This window comes from Cellulosimicrobium composti, from assembly GCF_010287905.1.
In the GTDB taxonomy this organism is placed as follows: Bacteria; Actinomycetota; Actinomycetes; order Actinomycetales; family Cellulomonadaceae; genus Cellulosimicrobium; species Cellulosimicrobium composti.
Genome location: NZ_JAAFAN010000043.1, coordinates 23,732 through 40,919, shown reverse-complemented (window position 1 = coordinate 40,919; position 17,188 = coordinate 23,732). Strand labels below are relative to the sequence as shown.

Here is a 17,188-nt window from a genome sequence, read left to right as displayed (position 1 = left end):
CCGGCGCCGCGCCGCCGCCGCCCCCCCCCCCTCCCCCGGCGCCGAGCCGGGGGTTGGTGGGTTTATCCCGTCGATAACGACAGCAACCCCGTGTTCGGCGGGAGGGAGTGGCGGTCAGCGGAAGCGGCGGCCCTCGTCGCGGCGGTAGGCGCCCACCGCGAGGGCGGCGAACAGCACCGTCCAGCCGAGCAGGACGAACCACGCGCCCCCGTACGCCGGCTCGCCGGTGAGCGCCTGGACGAGCAGGTCGCGGCCGGCTCGCGTCGGGGTGGCCATCGAGATCGTGTTCAGCCAGTCCGGGAAGAGGAACGGCGGGAGGAACAGGCCGCCGGCGAACGCGAGCGGGAACAGGATCACCTGCACCACCGGCAGCGCGGCCTTCGCCGACAGCGAGTACCCGATCGCCATGCCGAGCAGCACGAACGGCACGGACACCAGCAGGACGGTCCCGACGCCCGCGAGGAGCTGGCCCCACGTGACGCTCGCGTCGGTGAACAGCCACGCGATGAGGACGAGCGGCACGAGCCCGAACAGCGAGAACACGCCGCCGTTGAGCACGCGCGCGGCCATGCGCGGCGCGGGCCCCGCGGGGAGCGTGCGCACGAACGGGTCGAACGGCAGCTGGCGGTCCTCCGCGACGCCGAGCCCGTACGTGAACAGGCTCGCCGAGCAGATCGCGAACAGGCCGAGCGACGCCACGGCCATGGTCGCCGCGAGCGGGTCCTGCGCGACCTCCTTCTGCGGCACGACGAAGAAGAACATCGCGAGCGCCGGGAACAGGAGGTTGCCCAGCACGGCGACGGGTACGCGGACCGTCTCCAGGAACTGGTACTTCAGGTGCAGCCACGTCATCCGCAGCGGGCCGGGCAGCGCCGCGGCGGGCGCGCGGGGGGTCGTCGTGGTCATCGTGCTGATGCCTCCGTCGTCGGGGCCGCGCCGCGCGCGACCATCTGCTCGAACGCCTCCTCGAGGCTCGCGCCCCGGATCTCGAGGTCGTGGAAGTCGACGCCCGACGTGACGAGCTCGCGCACGAGCGCGTCGGCGTCGGGTGTGTAGAGCTCCTGGCGGCCGTCGCCGAGGCGGTCGGCCCGCACGACGCCGGGGCGGTCGCTCAGGTCGGCGGGCGACCCGACGACGACGCGCCGCAGCGACACGCGCCGCAGGATCGCGTCGAGCGAGTCGTCGGCCTTGACCACGCCCTGGTCGATGACGACGACCCGCTGCGCGAGGGCCTGCACCTCCTCGAGGTAGTGGCTCGTCAGCAGCACCGTCCCGCCGCCCGCGTGGTACGCGCGGATCGCGTCCCACAGCGCCTGGCGCGCGCTCACGTCGAGCCCGGTGGTCGGCTCGTCGAGCAGCACGACGCGCGGGCGCCCGACGAGCGAGAGCGCGACCGCGAGGCGGCGCTTCTGCCCGCCGGACATCGCCCCGGTCTGGCGCCGGGCGAGGTCGGCGAGGCCGAACTGGTCGAGCAGCTCGCCGGTCGGGACCGGGTTCGGGTAGTGCCCACCGACGAAGTCGACGACCTCGCGCACCTTGAGCGTCGCGGGCAGGCCGGTCTCCTGCGGCGTGAGGCCGAGGCCGACGCGGCTGCGCGCGTCGCGCGGGTCGCCGCCGAGCAGGCGGACCGTCCCGGCGTCGGGACGGCGCTGCCCGCTCACGAGGGACAGCAGGGTGGACTTCCCGGCACCGTTCGGGCCGAGGAGGCCGACGAGCTCGCCCGCCCCGACGCGCAGGGACACGTCGTCGAGCGCGACGACCTGCCCGAAGCGGCGGGTGACGTGGTCGACGGCGACGACCGGGCGGGAGGCGTCCGCGTCCGAGGGCGCGGTCTCGGGCCGGGCGGCCCGGGTGGGGCTCGTGCGCTGGGCGCTCATGCTCCAGCTCCTCTCAGGAGGGTGTTCAGTGCGGCCGTGTAGTCCTCGAACGCCGCGCGGCCGCGGGTCGTGAGGGCGAGGTAGGTCGCCGGCGTGCGACCCTCGTGCGTCTTGGTGACGGTGACGTAGCCCGCGTCCTCGAGCTTGCGCAGGTGGGTGGAGAGGTTCCCCGCCGTCATCCCCAGCAGCTTCTGGAGCTTGGGGAAGGACAGCTCGTCCCCGCTCCCGAGAGCCGCGAGCGTCGCGACGACGCGCAGCCGCGCGGGGGCGTGGATGACGGGGTCGAGCTCGGTCTCAGGCATCGACGGCTCCCGTCCGTCCGGCGAGCGCGGGCCCGTCGGCGAGCCGACGACGACGCAGGCGCAGGAGGTGCTCGATCCCCGCCATGACGAGGAACCCGCCGCCGCCCGCGAGCGCCATGACGAGGTACGTGTACGGCAGGCCCGCGAAGGTCGCGGCGCCGGCGGTGACGAGCATCCACACCCCGAGGACGAACAGCCCGCGGGAGTCGAACGCGACGGCGCAGCCGAGGTACAGGAGGCCCACGACGATGCTCGCGAGCGCGTTGCTCGCGAGCGCCATGACCTCCGGGGACGCGCCCGCGCGGGCGAGCCCGCCGAGGACGAACCCGTAGCACGCGAAGCCGAGCATCCACGACCACCCGTACATCGCGCCGGTCCGGGCGCTGACGCCCCGGGTGCCGGCGGTCCGCGCGACGGTGTGGACGATGGTGAGCACGGTCGCGGCCACGATGAGGCTGAAGAAGACCCAGAACGCCCACGGCTCCGGCTGCGCCCCGACGACCTGGCCGGCCCCGGAGCGGAGCCGCACGACGTCGGCGCCGTCGGCGATGCGCACCGCGCTCACCCACAGGCACAGGTAGCCGACGAGCCAGGCGACGCCCCACGCGAGGCACAGCAGCCGCGTGTCCGGCTCGGTCGCGTCGCGCGCCTGGTCCTGCTGCTCGCGGATCAGGCGGAGCGTCTCGGCGACGTCGAGCGCGCGCTCGTCCGGCTCGTCCGTCCCGGTGCGGGGGGCGTCGGCGTCGTCGGTCGTCATGATGAGCCTCTCGATGGTCTCGAAAACTACTTTGCGCTGCAAACCTGTTTGTAGGTTGACACACGAGCGCGCCGTCGCACAACCCCCTGTCCCGACGTCGGCCTCACCCGCGCGTGCAGCACACCGCGCATGCCCCTGCGCGGCGACAGCGTCGCGGTGACGCACGCTCGCGCCGCAACGGATAATGTGATAGCACTTTGCTATACACCCGACGCGCCCCGCGCCGCAGGAGAGGACGAGACCGTGACCGAGAGCGCAGCACCCCCGCAGGAGTCCGTCGGAGGCGAGCCGACCGGCCGTCCGGTCGGGCACGACGGCACGCGCGTCGACATCGTGGAGCGCCCTGCCTGGTCGCTCGGCGCCGGCGGCGCTGCGGCCGTCATCGCCCTGAGCGTCCTGCTGCTCGCCGGTGGTGCCGCGTCCGTCGTGGCCGCCGCGGCGGAGGTCGGGCCGGCCGGTCCGCTCGTCACGCTCGGCGTGCTGCTCTTCCTCCTGGGCGTGCTCGTGCCCACCGGGGTCGCCGTGATCAACCCGGGCGAGACCGTCGTCGTCCAGTTCTTCGGCCGCTACCTCGGCACCGTGCGCACCACGGGGCTCGTCGCGACCGTGCCGCTCAGCACGCGCCGCCGCGTGTCCGTGCGCGTGCGCAACTTCGAGACGAGCGAGCTCAAGGTCAACGACGCCGACGGCAACCCGATCAACATCGCCGCGATCGTCGTCTGGCAGGTCGCGGACACGGCGAAGGCGAGCTTCGCGGTCGAGGACTACACGGACTTCGTCCGCGTCCAGGCGGAGTCGGCGCTGCGCCACGTCGCGATGTCCCACCCGTACGACGACGCGGAGGCGGGCGAGCAGTCGCTGCGCGGCGCGACGGAGGTCGTGTCGGCGGAGATCGCCGCGGAGGTCGCGGCGCGCGTCGTCGTCGCGGGCGTCGAGGTCATCGAGGCGCGCATCTCCAACCTCGCGTACGCCCCCGAGATCGCCCAGGCGATGCTCCAGCGCCAGCAGGCGGGCGCGATCATCGCGGCGCGCTCGCGCATCGTCGAGGGTGCCGTGTCCATGGTCGAGGACGCGCTCGCGCGCCTCGAGGCCGAGGACGTCGTCGCGCTCGACGACGAGCGCCGCGCCACGATGGTCTCGAACCTCCTCGTCGTGCTGTGCGGGGACAGCCGGGTGACGCCCGTCGTCAACACGGGGTCCCTGTACCAGTGACCCCCGCCGGGCCCACGCCGCCCGACGAGCGTGACGCACCCGGCGACGGCGAGCAGCCATCGCCGGGCCGCGGCGTGCCCACCGCTGGTGACGCGCCCGGGGGCGAGGCGACCGCGCAGGGCGAGCGGCCGGCGTCGGGCGAGCGCCCGGCCGCGGGCACGGGCCGCGCGCAGCGACCGCAGCGCAAGTCGGTGCTCCTGCGCCTCGACCCCGCGGTGCACGACGCCCTCGCCCGCTGGGCCGGCGACGACCTGCGCAGCGTCAACGCGCAGATCGAGATGCTGCTGCGCCGCGCGCTCGACGACGCCGGCCGCCTCCCCCGCGACGTCCGCCCGCCCCGCCGCCCGGGCCGCCCGCCCCGCACCTGACCTCTCCCGCCGAACACGGGGTTGCTGTCGCCATCGGGCCGAGAACCACAGCCCCGTGCTCGCCGGCGAGGAGGCTCGTGCTCGGCGAACAGCCGACGTCCAGGCGGCGTCGAGGCCGCTCCCGGGGTGCGGTGCTATAACCGGACGGTGCCCGACCTGACCGCTCCCGGCTCCCCGGCCGCACCCGCGCCCGGCCCGACGACCGCCGCGCCCGGCTCGACCGCCGCCCCCGCGCGCGCCGCCGACGCCACCGATGTCACGCCCGCGCGCCCCGACCGCGCGACCCGGCGACGCATCGGCGCGGAGATCTGGATCGTGCTCGGGCTGAGCCTGGGCAAGTCGGCCGTCTACGCGATCATCAACATCGTCGCGCGGCTCACCGCCGGGACGCCGCTGCGCGACCAGTCGGCGAGCCTCAACGTCAGCCAGTCCGCGCGCCCCTACCTCGACCTCACGTACCAGCTCGTCGGGATCTTCTTCGCGGTGCTGCCCGTCGCGCTCGCGCTGTACCTGCTCAGCGCGCGCGGGCGCTCGGCCGTCCGCGCGATCGGGCTCGACGGGTCACGGCCCCTCAGGGACGTGGGGTGGGGATTCGCTCTCGCCGCGGCCATCGGCATCCCGGGCCTCGGGTTCTACCTCCTGGGCCGCGTCCTCGGCATCACGGTCGACGTCCAGGCCTCCGCGCTCAACGCCGCGTGGTGGACGGTGCCCGTGCTGGTCCTCGCCGCGCTCCAGAACGGCCTGCTCGAGGAGGTCGTCGCGGTCGGATACCTGTTCGAGCGCACGCGCGACCTCGGCTGGGGCCGCGTGAAGTTCGTCGTGTGGAGCTCGCTCCTGCGCGGGTCGTACCACCTGTACCAGGGCTTCGGGCCGTTCCTCGGGAACGTCGTCATGGGCGTCGTGTTCTCGTGGTTCTACACGTCCCGCTGGGGACGGCACCGCGTCATGCCGCTCGTCGTCGCGCACACGCTGCTCGACGTCGTCGCGTTCGTCGGGTACGCCCTGCTCCCCCTGGAGTGGAAGCAGTCCCTCGGCCTCGCGTGACCCCGCCCGGGCCGTCACCGGCCCGGGCGGGAACCGTCGGTCAGGCGCCGCGCAGGGCGCGCAGCTCCTCGCGGCGCTCGGCCTGGAGCACCGGGTCCGGGACGGGCAGCGACGCGAGCAGCCGGCGCGTGTACTCCTCGCGCGGGTCGCCCAGCACCTCCGCACCCGTCCCCTCCTCGACGAGCCGGCCCCGGTAGAGCACCGCGATGCGGTCGGCCAGCAGGTCCACGACCGCGAGGTCGTGCGAGACGAACAGGCTCGCGAACCCGAGCTCGCGCTGGAGCTCGGCGAACAGCTCGAGCACGCGCGCCTGCACGGAGACGTCGAGCGCGGACGTCGGCTCGTCGGCCACGAGCAGCTCCGGGTCGAGCGCGAGCGCCCGGGCGAGCGAGGCGCGCTGGCGCTGCCCGCCGGAGAGCTCGTGCGGGAACCGGTCGCCGTACGAGCGCGGGAGCTGGACGGCCTCCAGGAGCTCGTCGACCCGGCCGCGCGCCGCCTGGGGCGACTCCGCGCGCCCGTGCACGACGAGCGGCTCGGCGACGCAGTCGGCGATCGTGAGCAACGGGTTGAAGCTCGTCGCGGGGTCCTGGAACACGAAGCCGATGCGCGGGCGCACGGGGCGCAGGTCGCGCTCCTTGACGCCGTTCATCTCGACGCCGAGCACGCGCAGCGACCCGCCCGTGACCTTGGTGAGGCCGGCGACCGCGCGCGCGAACGTCGTCTTGCCCGAGCCGGACTCGCCCACGAGGCCGAGCACCTCGCCGGGGCGGATCGTCAGCGACACGTCGTCGACGGCGGTGAACCCCGGGCGGCGCAGGCGGCCCGGGTACGTGACGGTCAGCCCCTGCGCCGCGACGACGGGCTCGGCCTCCGCCCAGCCGTCCTCGCGGACCGACGCGCGGGCCACGGCGCGCGCGGTCCCCTCGCCGATGCGCGGCACGGACTCCAGCAGCGCCTTCGTGTACGCGGCCTGCGGCGCGGCGAACAGCTCGCGCGCGGTCGCCTGCTCCACGACCTTGCCCTGGTACATGACCGCGACGCGGTCCGCGAGGTCCGCGACGACGCCCATGTTGTGCGTGATGAGCACGATCGCGGTGCCGAACTCGTCGCGGCACCGGCGCAGGAGGTCGAGGATCTCCGCCTGCACGGTGACGTCGAGGGCCGTCGTCGGCTCGTCCGCGACGATGAGGCCCGGGTCGAGCACGAGCGCCATCGCGATGACGATGCGCTGCTTCTGCCCGCCGGAGAACTGGTGCGGGTAGTGGTCGACGCGCGTCTCCGGGTCGGGGATGCCGACGCGCCGCAGCACGTCGACCGCGCGCCGGCGCGCCTCGCGCCGCGACACCTTCCCGTGCGCCCGGATGCCCTCCATGATCTGCCAGCCCACCGTGTACACGGGGTTGAGCGCGGCGGACGGCTCCTGGAACACCATCGCCACGTCGGTGCCCCGCACCTGGCGCAGCCGCTCGCCCGCGAGCGAGACGACGTCGTGCTCCGCGGTCCCGGCCTTGTTCGTCAGCACGACGGCGCCGCGCGCCGTCGCGGTCGACGGCAGCAGGCCGAGGATCGTCTTGGCGGTCACGGTCTTGCCGGAGCCGGACTCGCCGACGACGGCGAGCACCTCGCCCGGCGCGACCTCCAGGTCGACGCCGTCGACCGCCCGGACCGAGCCGGCGTCGGTCGCGAACGACACCGCGAGGTCGCGGATCGTCACGACGGGGCGCGCGGCCCCGGCCGCGCGGGTCGTCTCGTCCGTCACGGCGCTCATCGCCGGTCCTCCGTCTCGTCGTGCGGTGCGCCGTCGCGCGGGTCGTCCGCGGCCCCGGCCGCCCGGCCGTCGAGCCCGACGGCGTCGGGGTCGGGCAGGGCGGGAGCCGCGGCGAGCTCGTCGGAGCGCGAGCCCGCGCCCTCGATCGCGTCGAGCCCGCCCGGGCCGGCGGTCAGCGTGCCGCCGGGGACGACCGACGTCTCCGCGACCTCGCCCGACACCTCGGCCGCGGCGCGCCGCGAGCGCAGGCGCGGGTCGGCGAGGTCGTTGAGGCTCTCCCCGACGAGCGTGATCCCGAGGACGACGAGCACGATCGCGAGGCCCGGGAAGAGCGCCGTCCACCAGATGCCGCTCGTCACGTCGGACACGGCCTTGTTGAGGTCGTAGCCCCACTCCGCGGCCGCCGTCGGCTCGATGCCGAACCCGAGGAAGCCCAGACCGGCGAGCGTGAGGATCGCCTCGGACGCGTTGAGCGTGACGATGAGCGGGAGGGTGCGGGTCGAGTTCCGCAGGACGTGGCGGAACATGATGCGCCGGTGCGGCGTGCCGAGCACGCGCGCCGAGTCGACGAACGCCTCGCCCTTGATCCGCACGACCTCCGCGCGCGTGACGCGGAAGTACTGCGGCACGAACACCACGGTGATGGACAGCGCGGCGGCGAGGATGCCGCCCCACATGCTCGACTGCCCGCCGGAGATGACGATCGCCATGAGGATCGCGAGGAGCAGGGACGGGAACGCGTAGATCGCGTCGCACACCACGACGAGGAGGCGGTCGGCCCACCCGCCGAAGTACCCGGACACGAGCCCGAGCAGCACGCCGAGGACGATCGACGCGAGGATCGCGACGACGATGACGAGCAGCGCGGTCTGCGCGCCCCAGATGACGCGCGACAGCACGTCGTACCCGCCGACGGTCGTGCCGAGCAGGTGCTCGGCCGACGGCGGCTGCTGGGCGCCGAACGGCCCGTCCGCCGAGCGGAGCTGGCTGTAGCCGTAGGGCGCGAGCACGGGCGCGAGCGCCGCGGTGAGCAGGAAGATCCCCGTGATGACGAGGCCCGCGACGAGCATGCCGCGCTGCAGGCCCACGCTCTGGCGGAGCTGGTGCACGACGGGCAGGCGCTTCCACCACGCGACGCGGCCGCGCTCGGGGACGACGACGGGGCCGGGGCTCCCGGTGCCCGGACCGGCCGGGACGACGGTCTCCGCGACCATGTCAGTACCTCACCCTCGGGTCGATGAGCGCCGCGATGATGTCGACGAGGAAGTTGGTCACCGCGACGATCACGGCCATGAGCACGACGATCCCCTGCACGGCGACGAAGTCGCGCGCCTGGAGGTACTCGGCGAGCTGGAACCCGAGGCCCTTCCACTCGAACGTCGTCTCGGTGAGGACGGCGCCCGCGAGGAGCATCGCGACCTGGAGCCCGATGACGGTGATGATCGGGATGAGCGCGGGGCGCCACGCGTGGGCGCGCACGAGGCGCGACTCGCGCACGCCGCGCGAGCGCGCCGCGACGACGTAGTCGGTGGAGAGCGTGCCGATGACGTTGGTGCGCACGAGGCGCAGGAACACGCCCGCGGTGAGCAGGCCGAGCGCGAGCGCGGGGAGCACGGCGTGCTCCAGGACGTCCCCGACGATCGCGGGGTCGCCCGTGCGGATCGCGTCGACCAGGTAGAAGCCCGTGGAGTCGTCGAGGAACTGCAGCTCGATCTCCGCGTCGGTCGACGCGCGCCCGGACACGGGCAGCCAACCGAGCCAGACCGAGAAGACGAGCTTGAGCATGAGACCGGCGAAGAAGACGGGCGTCGCGTACGCGAGGATCGCGGAGATGCGCAGCATCGCGTCGGGCACGCGGTCGCGCAGGTAGCCGGCGAGCATGCCCAGGGGGATGCCGACGACGAACGCGACGAGCAGCGCGTACGTCGCGAGCTCGAGCGTCGCGGCCCCGTACGTGGCGAGCACCTCGGTCACGGGCCGGTTGTCGCTGATCGTCGTGCCGAAGTCGCCGCGCACGATGCCGCCGAGGTACTCGAGGTACTGCACGAGGACCGGGCGGTCGTAGCCGGCCTCGTGGATGCGCTCGGCGAGCTGGTCGGGCGTGAGGCGGCCGCCGAGCGCGGCGGTGATCGGGTCGCCCGTGGCGCGCATGACCACGAAGACCGTGGTCACGAGGATGAAGACGGTGGGGAGGATGAGGAGCGCGCGGACCAGGACGTAGCTCCCGAGCCCGCCGCCGCCCCCGCGGCGCCGTCGTGGGCGGGGGGCCGCCGAGGCCGGGTCGGCCCCGGTGCTCTCGCCGACCGGCGTGCCGGTGGTGGTGGTCGTCATGTCGTCTCTTCGTCAGGTGCCCGGGCGCCGGTGTGCCGGCGCCGGACGTGCGGCGCCCGGCCCTCCCCGCGGGTCGCGCGAGGAGGGCCGGGCGGGGACGTCAGCCCTTGGACAGCGCCGCGTAGCGGAACTTGAAGGACGGGTCGAGCGTGTCCTCGGCCCCCTCCACGTCCGCACCGACGACCGCGACCTGCGCACCCTGGAGGTACGGCAGGGTCGACAGGTCGGCCGCGACCTTCGTCTGGATCTCCTCGATGAGCGCGGTGCGCTCGTCGGCGTCCGGCGTCGCCGCCTGCTGGAGGATCATGTCGTTGACCTCCTGGTTGGCGTAGTGGTTCACCAGGAAGTTCTCCGTGAGGAAGAACGGCGTGAGGTAGTTGTCGGCGTCCGAGTAGTCCGGGAACCAGCCGAGCTGGTAAGCCGGGTAGACGTCGGCGGTGCGCTCCTCCGCGTAGGTGACCCACTCGGTCGTCTGGAGGTTGACCGTGAACAGGCCGTCCTTCTCCAGCTGGTCCTTGATGAGCGCGTACTCGTCGGCCGACGACGGACCGTAGTGGTCGTTCGAGTACTGGAGGTTGAGCGTCACGGGCGTCTCGACGCCCGCGTCGGCCAGGAGCTGCTCCGCCTTGGCGGCGTCGGGCTTGCCCGCACCGTCGCCGTACATCTCCTTGAGCGGCTCGATCGCGCCGGTCAGGCCCGCCGGGACGTAGGAGAACAGCGGGGTGTACGTGCCCTTGTAGACCTGCTCGGAGAGCTCGTCGCGGTCGATGAGCGACGCGGCCGCCTGACGCACCGCGAGCGCCTTCGCCGGGTCCGCCTCGGGCGTCTTCGCGCCGTACGGCTGGGTGTCGAAGTTGAACGTGATGTAGCGGATCTCGCCACCGGGGCCGTCGACGACCTTGACGTCGTCGTTGCCGCGCAGGTCCTCGATGTCCGTCGCGGACAGGCTGCGCCACGCCACGTCGATCTTGCCCTGCTGGATCTCGAGCTTCATGTTCGACGCCTCGGCGAAGTACTTCACCGCGACCTTGTCGGTCTTCGCCGGGCCGAGCAGGCCCTCGTAGCCGTCGTACGCCTCGTAGGAGACGAGCTCGTTGAACTTGTAGCCCGTGATCGTGTACTGGCCGGCGAACGCGTTGCCGTCGACGATCTCCTGGTCGGGCGTGAGCGCGTCGGCCGCGAACACCTCCTCGTCGACGATCGGGCCCGCGGGGCTCGACAGGATCTGCGGGAAGAGCTGGTCGTTCTCGCTCTTGAGGTGGAAGACGACCGTCGTGTCGTCCGGCGTCTCGACGCTGTCGAGGTTGTAGAGCAGCGACGCCGGGCCGTTCGGGTCGTTGATCGCGATCTGGCGGTCGAACGTGAACTTCACGTCGGACGACGTGAGGTCGTTCCCGTTGGCCCACTTGAGGCCCGGCTTGAGCTTGACGGTGTACTCCGTCGGCGACGTGAACTCGGCCGACTCCGCGATGTCGGGCTCGACGTCGGGGCTGCCGTAGGGCGTGTTCAGCAGGAACGGGAAGACCTGGTTCATCACGGCGAACGAGCCGTTGTCGTACGAGCCGGCCGGGTCGAGCACCGTGACCTTGTCGGTCGTGCCGATGACGAGCGAGCCGCTCGCCGAGCTGCCGCCGTCGCCGCCGTCGCCCTCGCCGTCGTCCGAGCCCCCGCCGCATGCGGTCAGGGTCAGCGTCACCGCCGTGATGCCGGCGGCCGCGGCGAGGAGCCGCTTCCTGGACACCGCTGTCATGTGTCTACCTCTTTCGTGGGTTTCTCGGGGTGCGAGACACCGGTGGTGCGACGCTGCACGCACCAGGACCCCGACCTGTCGGCGGAGTGTCGTGATTTCTAGCACGACGAGATGTCGCGCCAGGGTCAGGATCGGTAAAAACCTGGACAGAACGCCAGTGTTGTTACCCGGTCGTAACTCTGCGCCCCGAGCAACGGTCGTGACGTGAGACACATCGTCGCGACGAACGGCGCAGGTGTAGAGTCCGCCCCTCTCCGGGCGGCCTCAGGAGTCCGCGGCCGGCACCGACGGGCCCGCCGGGTCCGCGCCGTCGGCGGCGGCACCGAGCACCGAGCCCCCCGTCACGACGACGCCCGCCGCGACGGCCTGCGCGCGCAGGTCGGCGAGCTCGCGCGCGACCGCCCGGACCGCGAACCCGGACACCACGTGGATCGCGCCCGTCACGAAGGCGTAGAGCGCGAACACGACGGTCACGAGGCGCAGCACGTCGAAGGAGTCGAGCGGGCGCGTGACGAGCAGGACCCCGAACAGCACCGAGACGATCCCGACCGCGAGCATCCACGCCCAGCCCAGGTCGCGGTTGCGCGCGAGCGCGGCAGCACCCGCGATCGTCGTGATGCCGAGCACGAGGACCCACACGGCCAGCACGTAGTAGACCGCGGTCGCGGTGAGGTCCGGCCACAGCGCCACGACCACGCCGAACACGACGTTGACGCCCGCCTGCGCGAGCCACCACGCGGACCCCACCTGCCGCCGGTGCACGAACCCCTGCACGGCGACCAGGACGCCGTCGGCCACGAGGAACGCGCCGAGCACGACGCGCAGCGTCCCCAGCCGCTCGAGCGGCTCGATCATGAGGAGGAGGCCCAGGACGACGAGAAGGGTCCCCCGGACCACCGGGAGCCACCACACCTTCCGGAACGGGTTGCGCTCCTGGCCGTCCTCGTCCGGCGTCGCGGGGTCGCCCGCGGCGGGACGCTCGGTCGTCGTGCCTCGTGCCATGCCGGCCTCCTGGGTGCTTCGCCCCATGCTAGGGAGGGCTTGCTCACACCCGCCCGCCGAACGGGCCGCCACGGACGTCCGGCACGCGGGCGAACGGGGCGAATCACCCGGAGGAACCGGCCAAATCCCGCGCCCGCCAGCACCCCCGCACCTAGACTCGCTCGCATGTCGTCCCCCGCGCCCGAGCCCTCCGCGCGCGACGCGTCCCACGTCGGCGCGGTCGTCGAGGTCGGCTCTCTCGCGAGCCAGGGACGCCCGGAACCGCGGCCGCAGACGGGCGCGCTCGAGGCGCTCCTCGCACCGCGGGACCGCGACGAGGAGGGCACCGTCCGCGTCGTCGACACGGCCGAGCCTCGCGTGCGCCACCCGGTCGACCTCGTCAACCTCGTGCTGTGCGCGGCGGGCGTCGTGGTCGTGCTGCTCATGACCGTCTACGCGCACGGCACGACGGCGGGCGTCGCGGAGGACGTGCGCAACTTCTCCGACCTGCTCGCGCGGATCCTGTTCGTCCCCGTCGCGGTGCTCGAGGGCCTCGTCACGCTCTTCGTGCCCATCGCGGTCCTCACCGAGCTCGGCATCCGACGGCTCGGCCGCCAGGTCGTCGAGTCCATCGTCGCCGCCGCCCTCGGGCTGCTCCTCGGCGTCCTCGTCGTGCTCGCGCTGCGCACGTGGGGCTCCGACGAGCTCGTGCGCGGCCTGTCGGTCTTCACGCAGGGCGAGTGGCGGCTCACCGTCCCCGGGTACGTCGCCGCGATCGGCGGCCTGCTCACGGCCGCCGGGACCCGGACCCGGCGCCGCACGGTCAAGTGGTCGTGGAACCTGCTGTTCGTCGCGATCGGCGTCGTGCTCGTCACGGGCCAGGTCTCGCTGCCGGGCATCATCATCACGCTGCTGCTCGGCCGCATCGCCGGGCTGGCGGTGCGCTACGTCTCGGGCGTGCGCAGCGAGCGCGCCTACGGCCCCGACCTCGTGGCGGGCGTCCGGCGCGCCGGCTTCTCCCCCACGGCGCTCGTGCGCGTCCGCGACGTCACCGACGACGAGGAGCTCGCCGAGGCCGCGGACGACCCCATCACCGAGGTCGACGCGGAGGGTCGCATCACCGCGGAGGTCCACGTCGGCGTCCTGCGCGCCCCCGGCGCCACGGACGACGCGGGCACGGTCCTCACCGCCGACGCCGCGCTCGCCGCGCAGCACCTGGGCACGCCCGCGGCGCCCGGCCGGGAGACGGCGGCCGGCCCGGCCGGGGCGCCGGCCGAGGACGACGCCCCGGACGCCCCGTCGGACCCGGCCGCCATCGCGCTCACGCGCGCGGGCGACAACCGCGTCTACGCGATGCTCACGGAGGACGGCGTGCGGCGGGACGTCGTCGTGCTCGACGGCGACCGGCAGGTCGTCGGTTCCCTCACCCGCCTCTGGCGATCCCTGCGCCTGCGCGGCAGCGAGGGACGTGCCGCGATCTCGCTGCGCGCCGCCGCGGAGCGCACCGCGCTGCTCTCCTACGCGGCACGCGCCGCGGGCGTGCGCACGCCGCGGCTGCTCGGCGTCGCCGAGTCGGAGGACTCGATGGTCCTGGTGCAGGAGCACGCGACCGGAGCCGTGTCGCTGCGCGACCTCCCTGTCGGCGACCTCACCGACTCCGTGCTCAACGAGGCGTGGCGCCAGCTCCGCCTCGCCCACTCCGCCGGGATCGCGCACCGCGCGCTGACGTCGGACGTCATGCTCGTCTCGCGCGAGCCCGCCACCGGGGCGCCGCAGGTCTGGCTGACGGGATGGGAGCAGGGCGACATCGCGTCGTCCGAGCTCGCGCGCCGCCTGGACCTCGCGCAGATGGTCGCGCTGCTCGCGCTGCGCGTCGGCGCGCGCCGCGCCGTGGAGTCCGCGGTGAGCGTGCTGCCCGACGACGACATCGCCGCGATCGGCCCCCTGCTCCAGTCCGTCGCGCTGCCGCCGAGCACGCGCGAGGAGATCCGGCAGGACAAGGAGCTGCTCAAGGCGCTGCGCGCCGCGCTCGTCGAGCGGCTGCCGGAGGCGGACGTCGACCCGCAGCGCATCACCCGCTTCGGTGCGCGCACGATCCTCACGCTCGTCCTCGTCATCGCGGCCGTCACGGCGCTCGTCACGTCGTTCAACTTCGACCAGATCGCGACCGCCGTCACGGAGGCCAACCCCTGGTTCGCCGTCCTGTCGTTCGCGCTCGGCGTCCTCACGTGGGTCGGGGCGGCGCTCACGCTCACCGCGTTCTCGCCCAAGCGCCTGCCGTTCTGGCGCGTCAACCTCACCCAGGCCGCGGGCTCCTACATCGCGCTCGCCGCGCCCGCGGGCATCGGCCCGGCCGCGCTCAACCTGCGCCTGCTCACCCGGCGCGGCATCTCGACGCCCATGGCCGTCGCGACCGTGGGCCTCGTGCAGGTGTCGCAGTTCGTCGTGACGATCCTCATCCTCGTCGTGCTGTCCGTCTTCACGGGCGAGGGCGGGCTCGTGCAGCTCCCGTCGACCACCGTCCTGCTCGCGATCGGGGGCGTCGCCCTGGCGGTCCTCGCCACGCTCCTCGTCCCCGCGGTGCGCACGTGGGCGCTCGCGAAGATCCGGCCGACGGTGCAGCAGGTGTGGCCTCGCCTGTCGGAGATGCTGGGGCAGCCGGGGCGTCTCGGGCTCGGCTTCGCGGGCAACATCGTCATGACGCTCGGGTACGTGCTCGCGTTCGACGCCGCGCTCGCCGCGTTCGGGCAGCAGCTCGACCTCGTGGACGTCGCCGTGATCTACCTGGTGGGCAACGCCGCCGGCGCCGCCGTCCCGACGCCGGGCGGCCTCGGCGCGATCGAGCTCGCGCTCATCGCCGGTCTGACCGCCGCGCAGGTCCCGCCCGCGATCGCGACGTCCGTCGCGATGCTCTTCCGTGTCGCGACGTACTGGGCGCGCATCCCGCTCGGGTGGTTCGCGATGCGCTACCTGCAGAAGACCGGCGACCTCTGACGGTCGTCGCCCCGGGGGCGGCTGCGGTGCTGGAGACGCCCTGCCCGCGCTCGGTAGGGTGGGAGCATGTCGAGCCCCGAGGCATCCACTCCGGGGGCTGCCGGTCACGCACCGTCAGCCCCGGACCGCTGAGCTCCTGACACCCTCCCGCCTGCCGCCGTGCGCGGCCGCGACGGGTGCCGCGCGCCCGGGCGCTGACCGTGGTGACGAGACGCCTCCCCGCTCGTCCTCTCACCTCGGAGCCCTCGATGACTCGTGCCCTGTACGTCCTCGCCCTGGCGGTCTTCGCCATGGGCACCTCGGAGTTCATGCTCGCCGGGCTCGTCCCGGACATCGCCGCCGACGTCGGCGTCCCGGTCGGGACGGCCGGCCTCCTCACCTCGGCGTTCGCCCTCGGCATGGTGGTGGGCGCACCGACCATGGCGGCGCTCACGCGTCGCCTGCCGGCGCGCGCCACGCTCCTCGGCTGTCTCGTCCTGTTCGCCCTCGCGCACGTCGTCGGCGCAGTCACGCCGAGCTTCGCGGTCCTCTTCACGACGCGCCTGGTCGCTGCCGTCGCCGACGCGGGGTTCCTCGCCGTCGCGCTCAGCACCGCGGCCACGCTCGTCGCCCCGGACCGGAAGGGTCGCGCCGTCGCCGTCCTCCTGTCCGGCACCACCGTCGCCATGGTCGCCGGCGTCCCGGCCGGCGCTCTCCTCGGCACCGCCACGGGGTGGCGCTCGACCTTCTGGGCGGTCGCGCTCGTGTGCGTCCCGGCGACGCTCGGGATCGCCCGGGGCATCCCCCGGGCGCGACGTGCCGACCACGCGTCCGTGCACGCGGTCGACGGGCCGTCGCTGCGCACGGAGCTCGCCGCGCTCGCGTCGCCGCGGCTGGTCCTGCCGATGGTGCTCGCCGCGCTCGTCAACACCGGCACGTTCGCGGCGCTCACGTTCCTGGCGCCGCTCGTCACCGACGTCGCGGGGCTGAGCCCGTGGTGGGTGGCGATCGCGCTCGTGCTCTTCGGCGTCGGCTCCTTCGTCGGGGTCACCGTCGCCGGGCGGGTGTCCGACCGCAGCCCGCGGGTCGTCGTCACGGTGGGCGGCGTGCTGCTGCTCCTGGGATGGGTCGCCACGGCAGCGTTCGCGGCGCACGCGGCCGCGCTGCTCGGCCTCGTCCTCGTCCAGGGCGCCCTGGGCTTCGCCGTCGGGAGCACCCTGATCACGCGCGTGCTCTACGCCGCGGCCCGGGCCCCGAGCATGGGCGGGTCCTACGCCACGGCGGCGCTCAACGTCGGAGCGGCCGCGGGGCCGGCGGTCGCGGCGGCGACCCTCGCCACGGGGCTCGGCGAGGTCGGACCGGTGTGGGTCGCCGCCGCGGCCACGGCGACGGCCCTGCTGCTGGCGGCGCCCCTGCTCCGCGTCGTCGCCCCCGCGCAGGCCGGGGCGGCGCGCTGAGCCGCGGACGCCGCCCGGGCGTCAGGCCTTCGGGGTCTCGGCGACCTGGACGTCGACGTGGTAGTTCGTGCCCTCGACGTCGGAGAGCGTGACGGTCGTGTCGTACACGGTGCCGGTCGCCGGGTCGGTGAGCTCGCACTCGACGACCTCACCGTCCACGAGGTCCACGGTGCCGTCGCCGCAGTCCACGTCGGCCTCGCCGATCTCGGCGAGCGCGCCCTCGGCGTCCTGCGCGATCTTCGAGGCGGGGACGGTGAGGTTCGCGCTCGCGCTGGCGGTGCACCCGGCGAGGGCGACCGCGCACAGTGCGGCCGCGGACGCGAGGACGATCGGACGGGTGGTGGTACGGCGCATGGTGCCCCCTGGGG

General features: G+C 74.0%; 15 protein-coding genes. 5 read left to right on the top strand and 10 right to left on the bottom strand.

The features are described from left to right. Positions 1–114: 114 nt before the first annotated feature. From GYH36_RS13030 to GYH36_RS13015, 4 genes are read right to left on the bottom strand one after another with little or no spacing between them, the layout of a single operon-like run. The gene (locus GYH36_RS13030) at positions 115–906 is read right to left on the bottom strand and encodes an ABC transporter permease (protein WP_155099112.1); all 792 of its coding nucleotides are present in this window, start codon (positions 904–906) and stop codon (positions 115–117) included. Next, a complete protein-coding gene (locus tag GYH36_RS13025; protein WP_162290051.1) occupies positions 903–1,877 on the bottom strand; it encodes an ABC transporter ATP-binding protein in 975 nt (324 codons plus the stop codon). Before GYH36_RS13025 ends, GYH36_RS13030 begins: the two co-directional genes overlap by 4 nt. Then, positions 1,874–2,179, bottom strand: coding sequence for a transcriptional regulator (locus GYH36_RS13020; RefSeq protein WP_024839901.1), 306 nt, complete (start codon positions 2,177–2,179; stop codon positions 1,874–1,876). Before GYH36_RS13020 ends, GYH36_RS13025 begins: the two co-directional genes overlap by 4 nt. Further along, positions 2,172–2,936, bottom strand: coding sequence for a hypothetical protein (locus GYH36_RS13015; protein WP_051471499.1), 765 nt, complete (start codon positions 2,934–2,936; stop codon positions 2,172–2,174). The genes GYH36_RS13020 and GYH36_RS13015 overlap by 8 nt, the downstream gene beginning before the upstream one ends. Positions 2,937–3,179: 243 nt before the next feature. Here GYH36_RS13015 and GYH36_RS13010 point away from each other — a divergent pair, with 243 nt between their 5' ends. From GYH36_RS13010 to GYH36_RS13000, 3 genes are all read left to right on the top strand, one after another. Continuing rightward, a complete protein-coding gene (locus GYH36_RS13010) occupies positions 3,180–4,148 on the top strand; it encodes an SPFH domain-containing protein (protein WP_312028630.1) in 969 nt (322 codons plus the stop codon). A gap of 74 nt (positions 4,149–4,222) precedes the next feature. Beyond that, a complete protein-coding gene (locus tag GYH36_RS13005; protein WP_162290049.1) occupies positions 4,223–4,516 on the top strand; it encodes a type II toxin-antitoxin system antitoxin in 294 nt (97 codons plus the stop codon). A gap of 294 nt (positions 4,517–4,810) precedes the next feature. Further along, positions 4,811–5,560, top strand: coding sequence for a CPBP family intramembrane glutamic endopeptidase (locus GYH36_RS13000; RefSeq protein ID WP_312028631.1), 750 nt, complete (start codon positions 4,811–4,813; stop codon positions 5,558–5,560). A gap of 40 nt (positions 5,561–5,600) precedes the next feature. Here GYH36_RS13000 and GYH36_RS12995 read toward each other — a convergent pair whose 3' ends face one another. The 5 genes from GYH36_RS12995 to GYH36_RS12975 all read right to left on the bottom strand — a co-directional run bounded on the left by GYH36_RS12995 (position 5,601) and on the right by GYH36_RS12975 (position 12,411). Beyond that, positions 5,601–7,328: a dipeptide ABC transporter ATP-binding protein gene (locus GYH36_RS12995; RefSeq protein ID WP_024839906.1), complete on the bottom strand. Its 1,728-nt coding sequence runs from the start codon at positions 7,326–7,328 to the stop codon at positions 5,601–5,603. Beyond that, positions 7,325–8,398: an ABC transporter permease gene (locus tag GYH36_RS12990; RefSeq protein ID WP_246209392.1), complete on the bottom strand. Its 1,074-nt coding sequence runs from the start codon at positions 8,396–8,398 to the stop codon at positions 7,325–7,327. The genes GYH36_RS12995 and GYH36_RS12990 overlap by 4 nt, the downstream gene beginning before the upstream one ends. A 145-nt stretch (positions 8,399–8,543) precedes the next feature. Continuing rightward, a complete protein-coding gene (locus GYH36_RS12985; RefSeq protein ID WP_162290047.1) occupies positions 8,544–9,659 on the bottom strand; it encodes an ABC transporter permease in 1,116 nt (371 codons plus the stop codon). A gap of 100 nt (positions 9,660–9,759) precedes the next feature. Next, positions 9,760–11,409, bottom strand: coding sequence for an ABC transporter substrate-binding protein (locus tag GYH36_RS12980; RefSeq protein ID WP_024839909.1), 1,650 nt, complete (start codon positions 11,407–11,409; stop codon positions 9,760–9,762). A 264-nt stretch (positions 11,410–11,673) separates the two neighbouring features. After that, positions 11,674–12,411, bottom strand: a complete 738-nt coding sequence (locus GYH36_RS12975) for an HdeD family acid-resistance protein (protein WP_024839910.1) — start codon at positions 12,409–12,411, stop codon at positions 11,674–11,676. A 165-nt stretch (positions 12,412–12,576) separates the two neighbouring features. Between GYH36_RS12975 and GYH36_RS12970 the strand changes: the two genes are divergently transcribed. Together GYH36_RS12970 and GYH36_RS12965 are read left to right on the top strand one after the other, a co-directional pair. Then, complete coding sequence (locus tag GYH36_RS12970; protein ID WP_162290046.1) at positions 12,577–15,384, top strand: flippase-like domain-containing protein; 2,808 nt, start codon at positions 12,577–12,579, stop codon at positions 15,382–15,384. Positions 15,385–15,632: 248 nt separating this feature from the next. Further along, the gene (locus GYH36_RS12965) at positions 15,633–16,820 is read left to right on the top strand and encodes a Cmx/CmrA family chloramphenicol efflux MFS transporter (RefSeq protein WP_162290045.1); all 1,188 of its coding nucleotides are present in this window, start codon (positions 15,633–15,635) and stop codon (positions 16,818–16,820) included. Positions 16,821–16,841: 21 nt separating this feature from the next. Here GYH36_RS12965 and GYH36_RS12960 read toward each other — a convergent pair whose 3' ends face one another. After that, positions 16,842–17,174 carry a hypothetical protein gene (locus GYH36_RS12960; protein ID WP_162290044.1) on the bottom strand — a complete coding sequence of 111 codons (333 nt, stop codon included), beginning with the start codon at positions 17,172–17,174 and terminating at the stop codon, positions 16,842–16,844. Positions 17,175–17,188 lie beyond the last annotated feature (14 nt).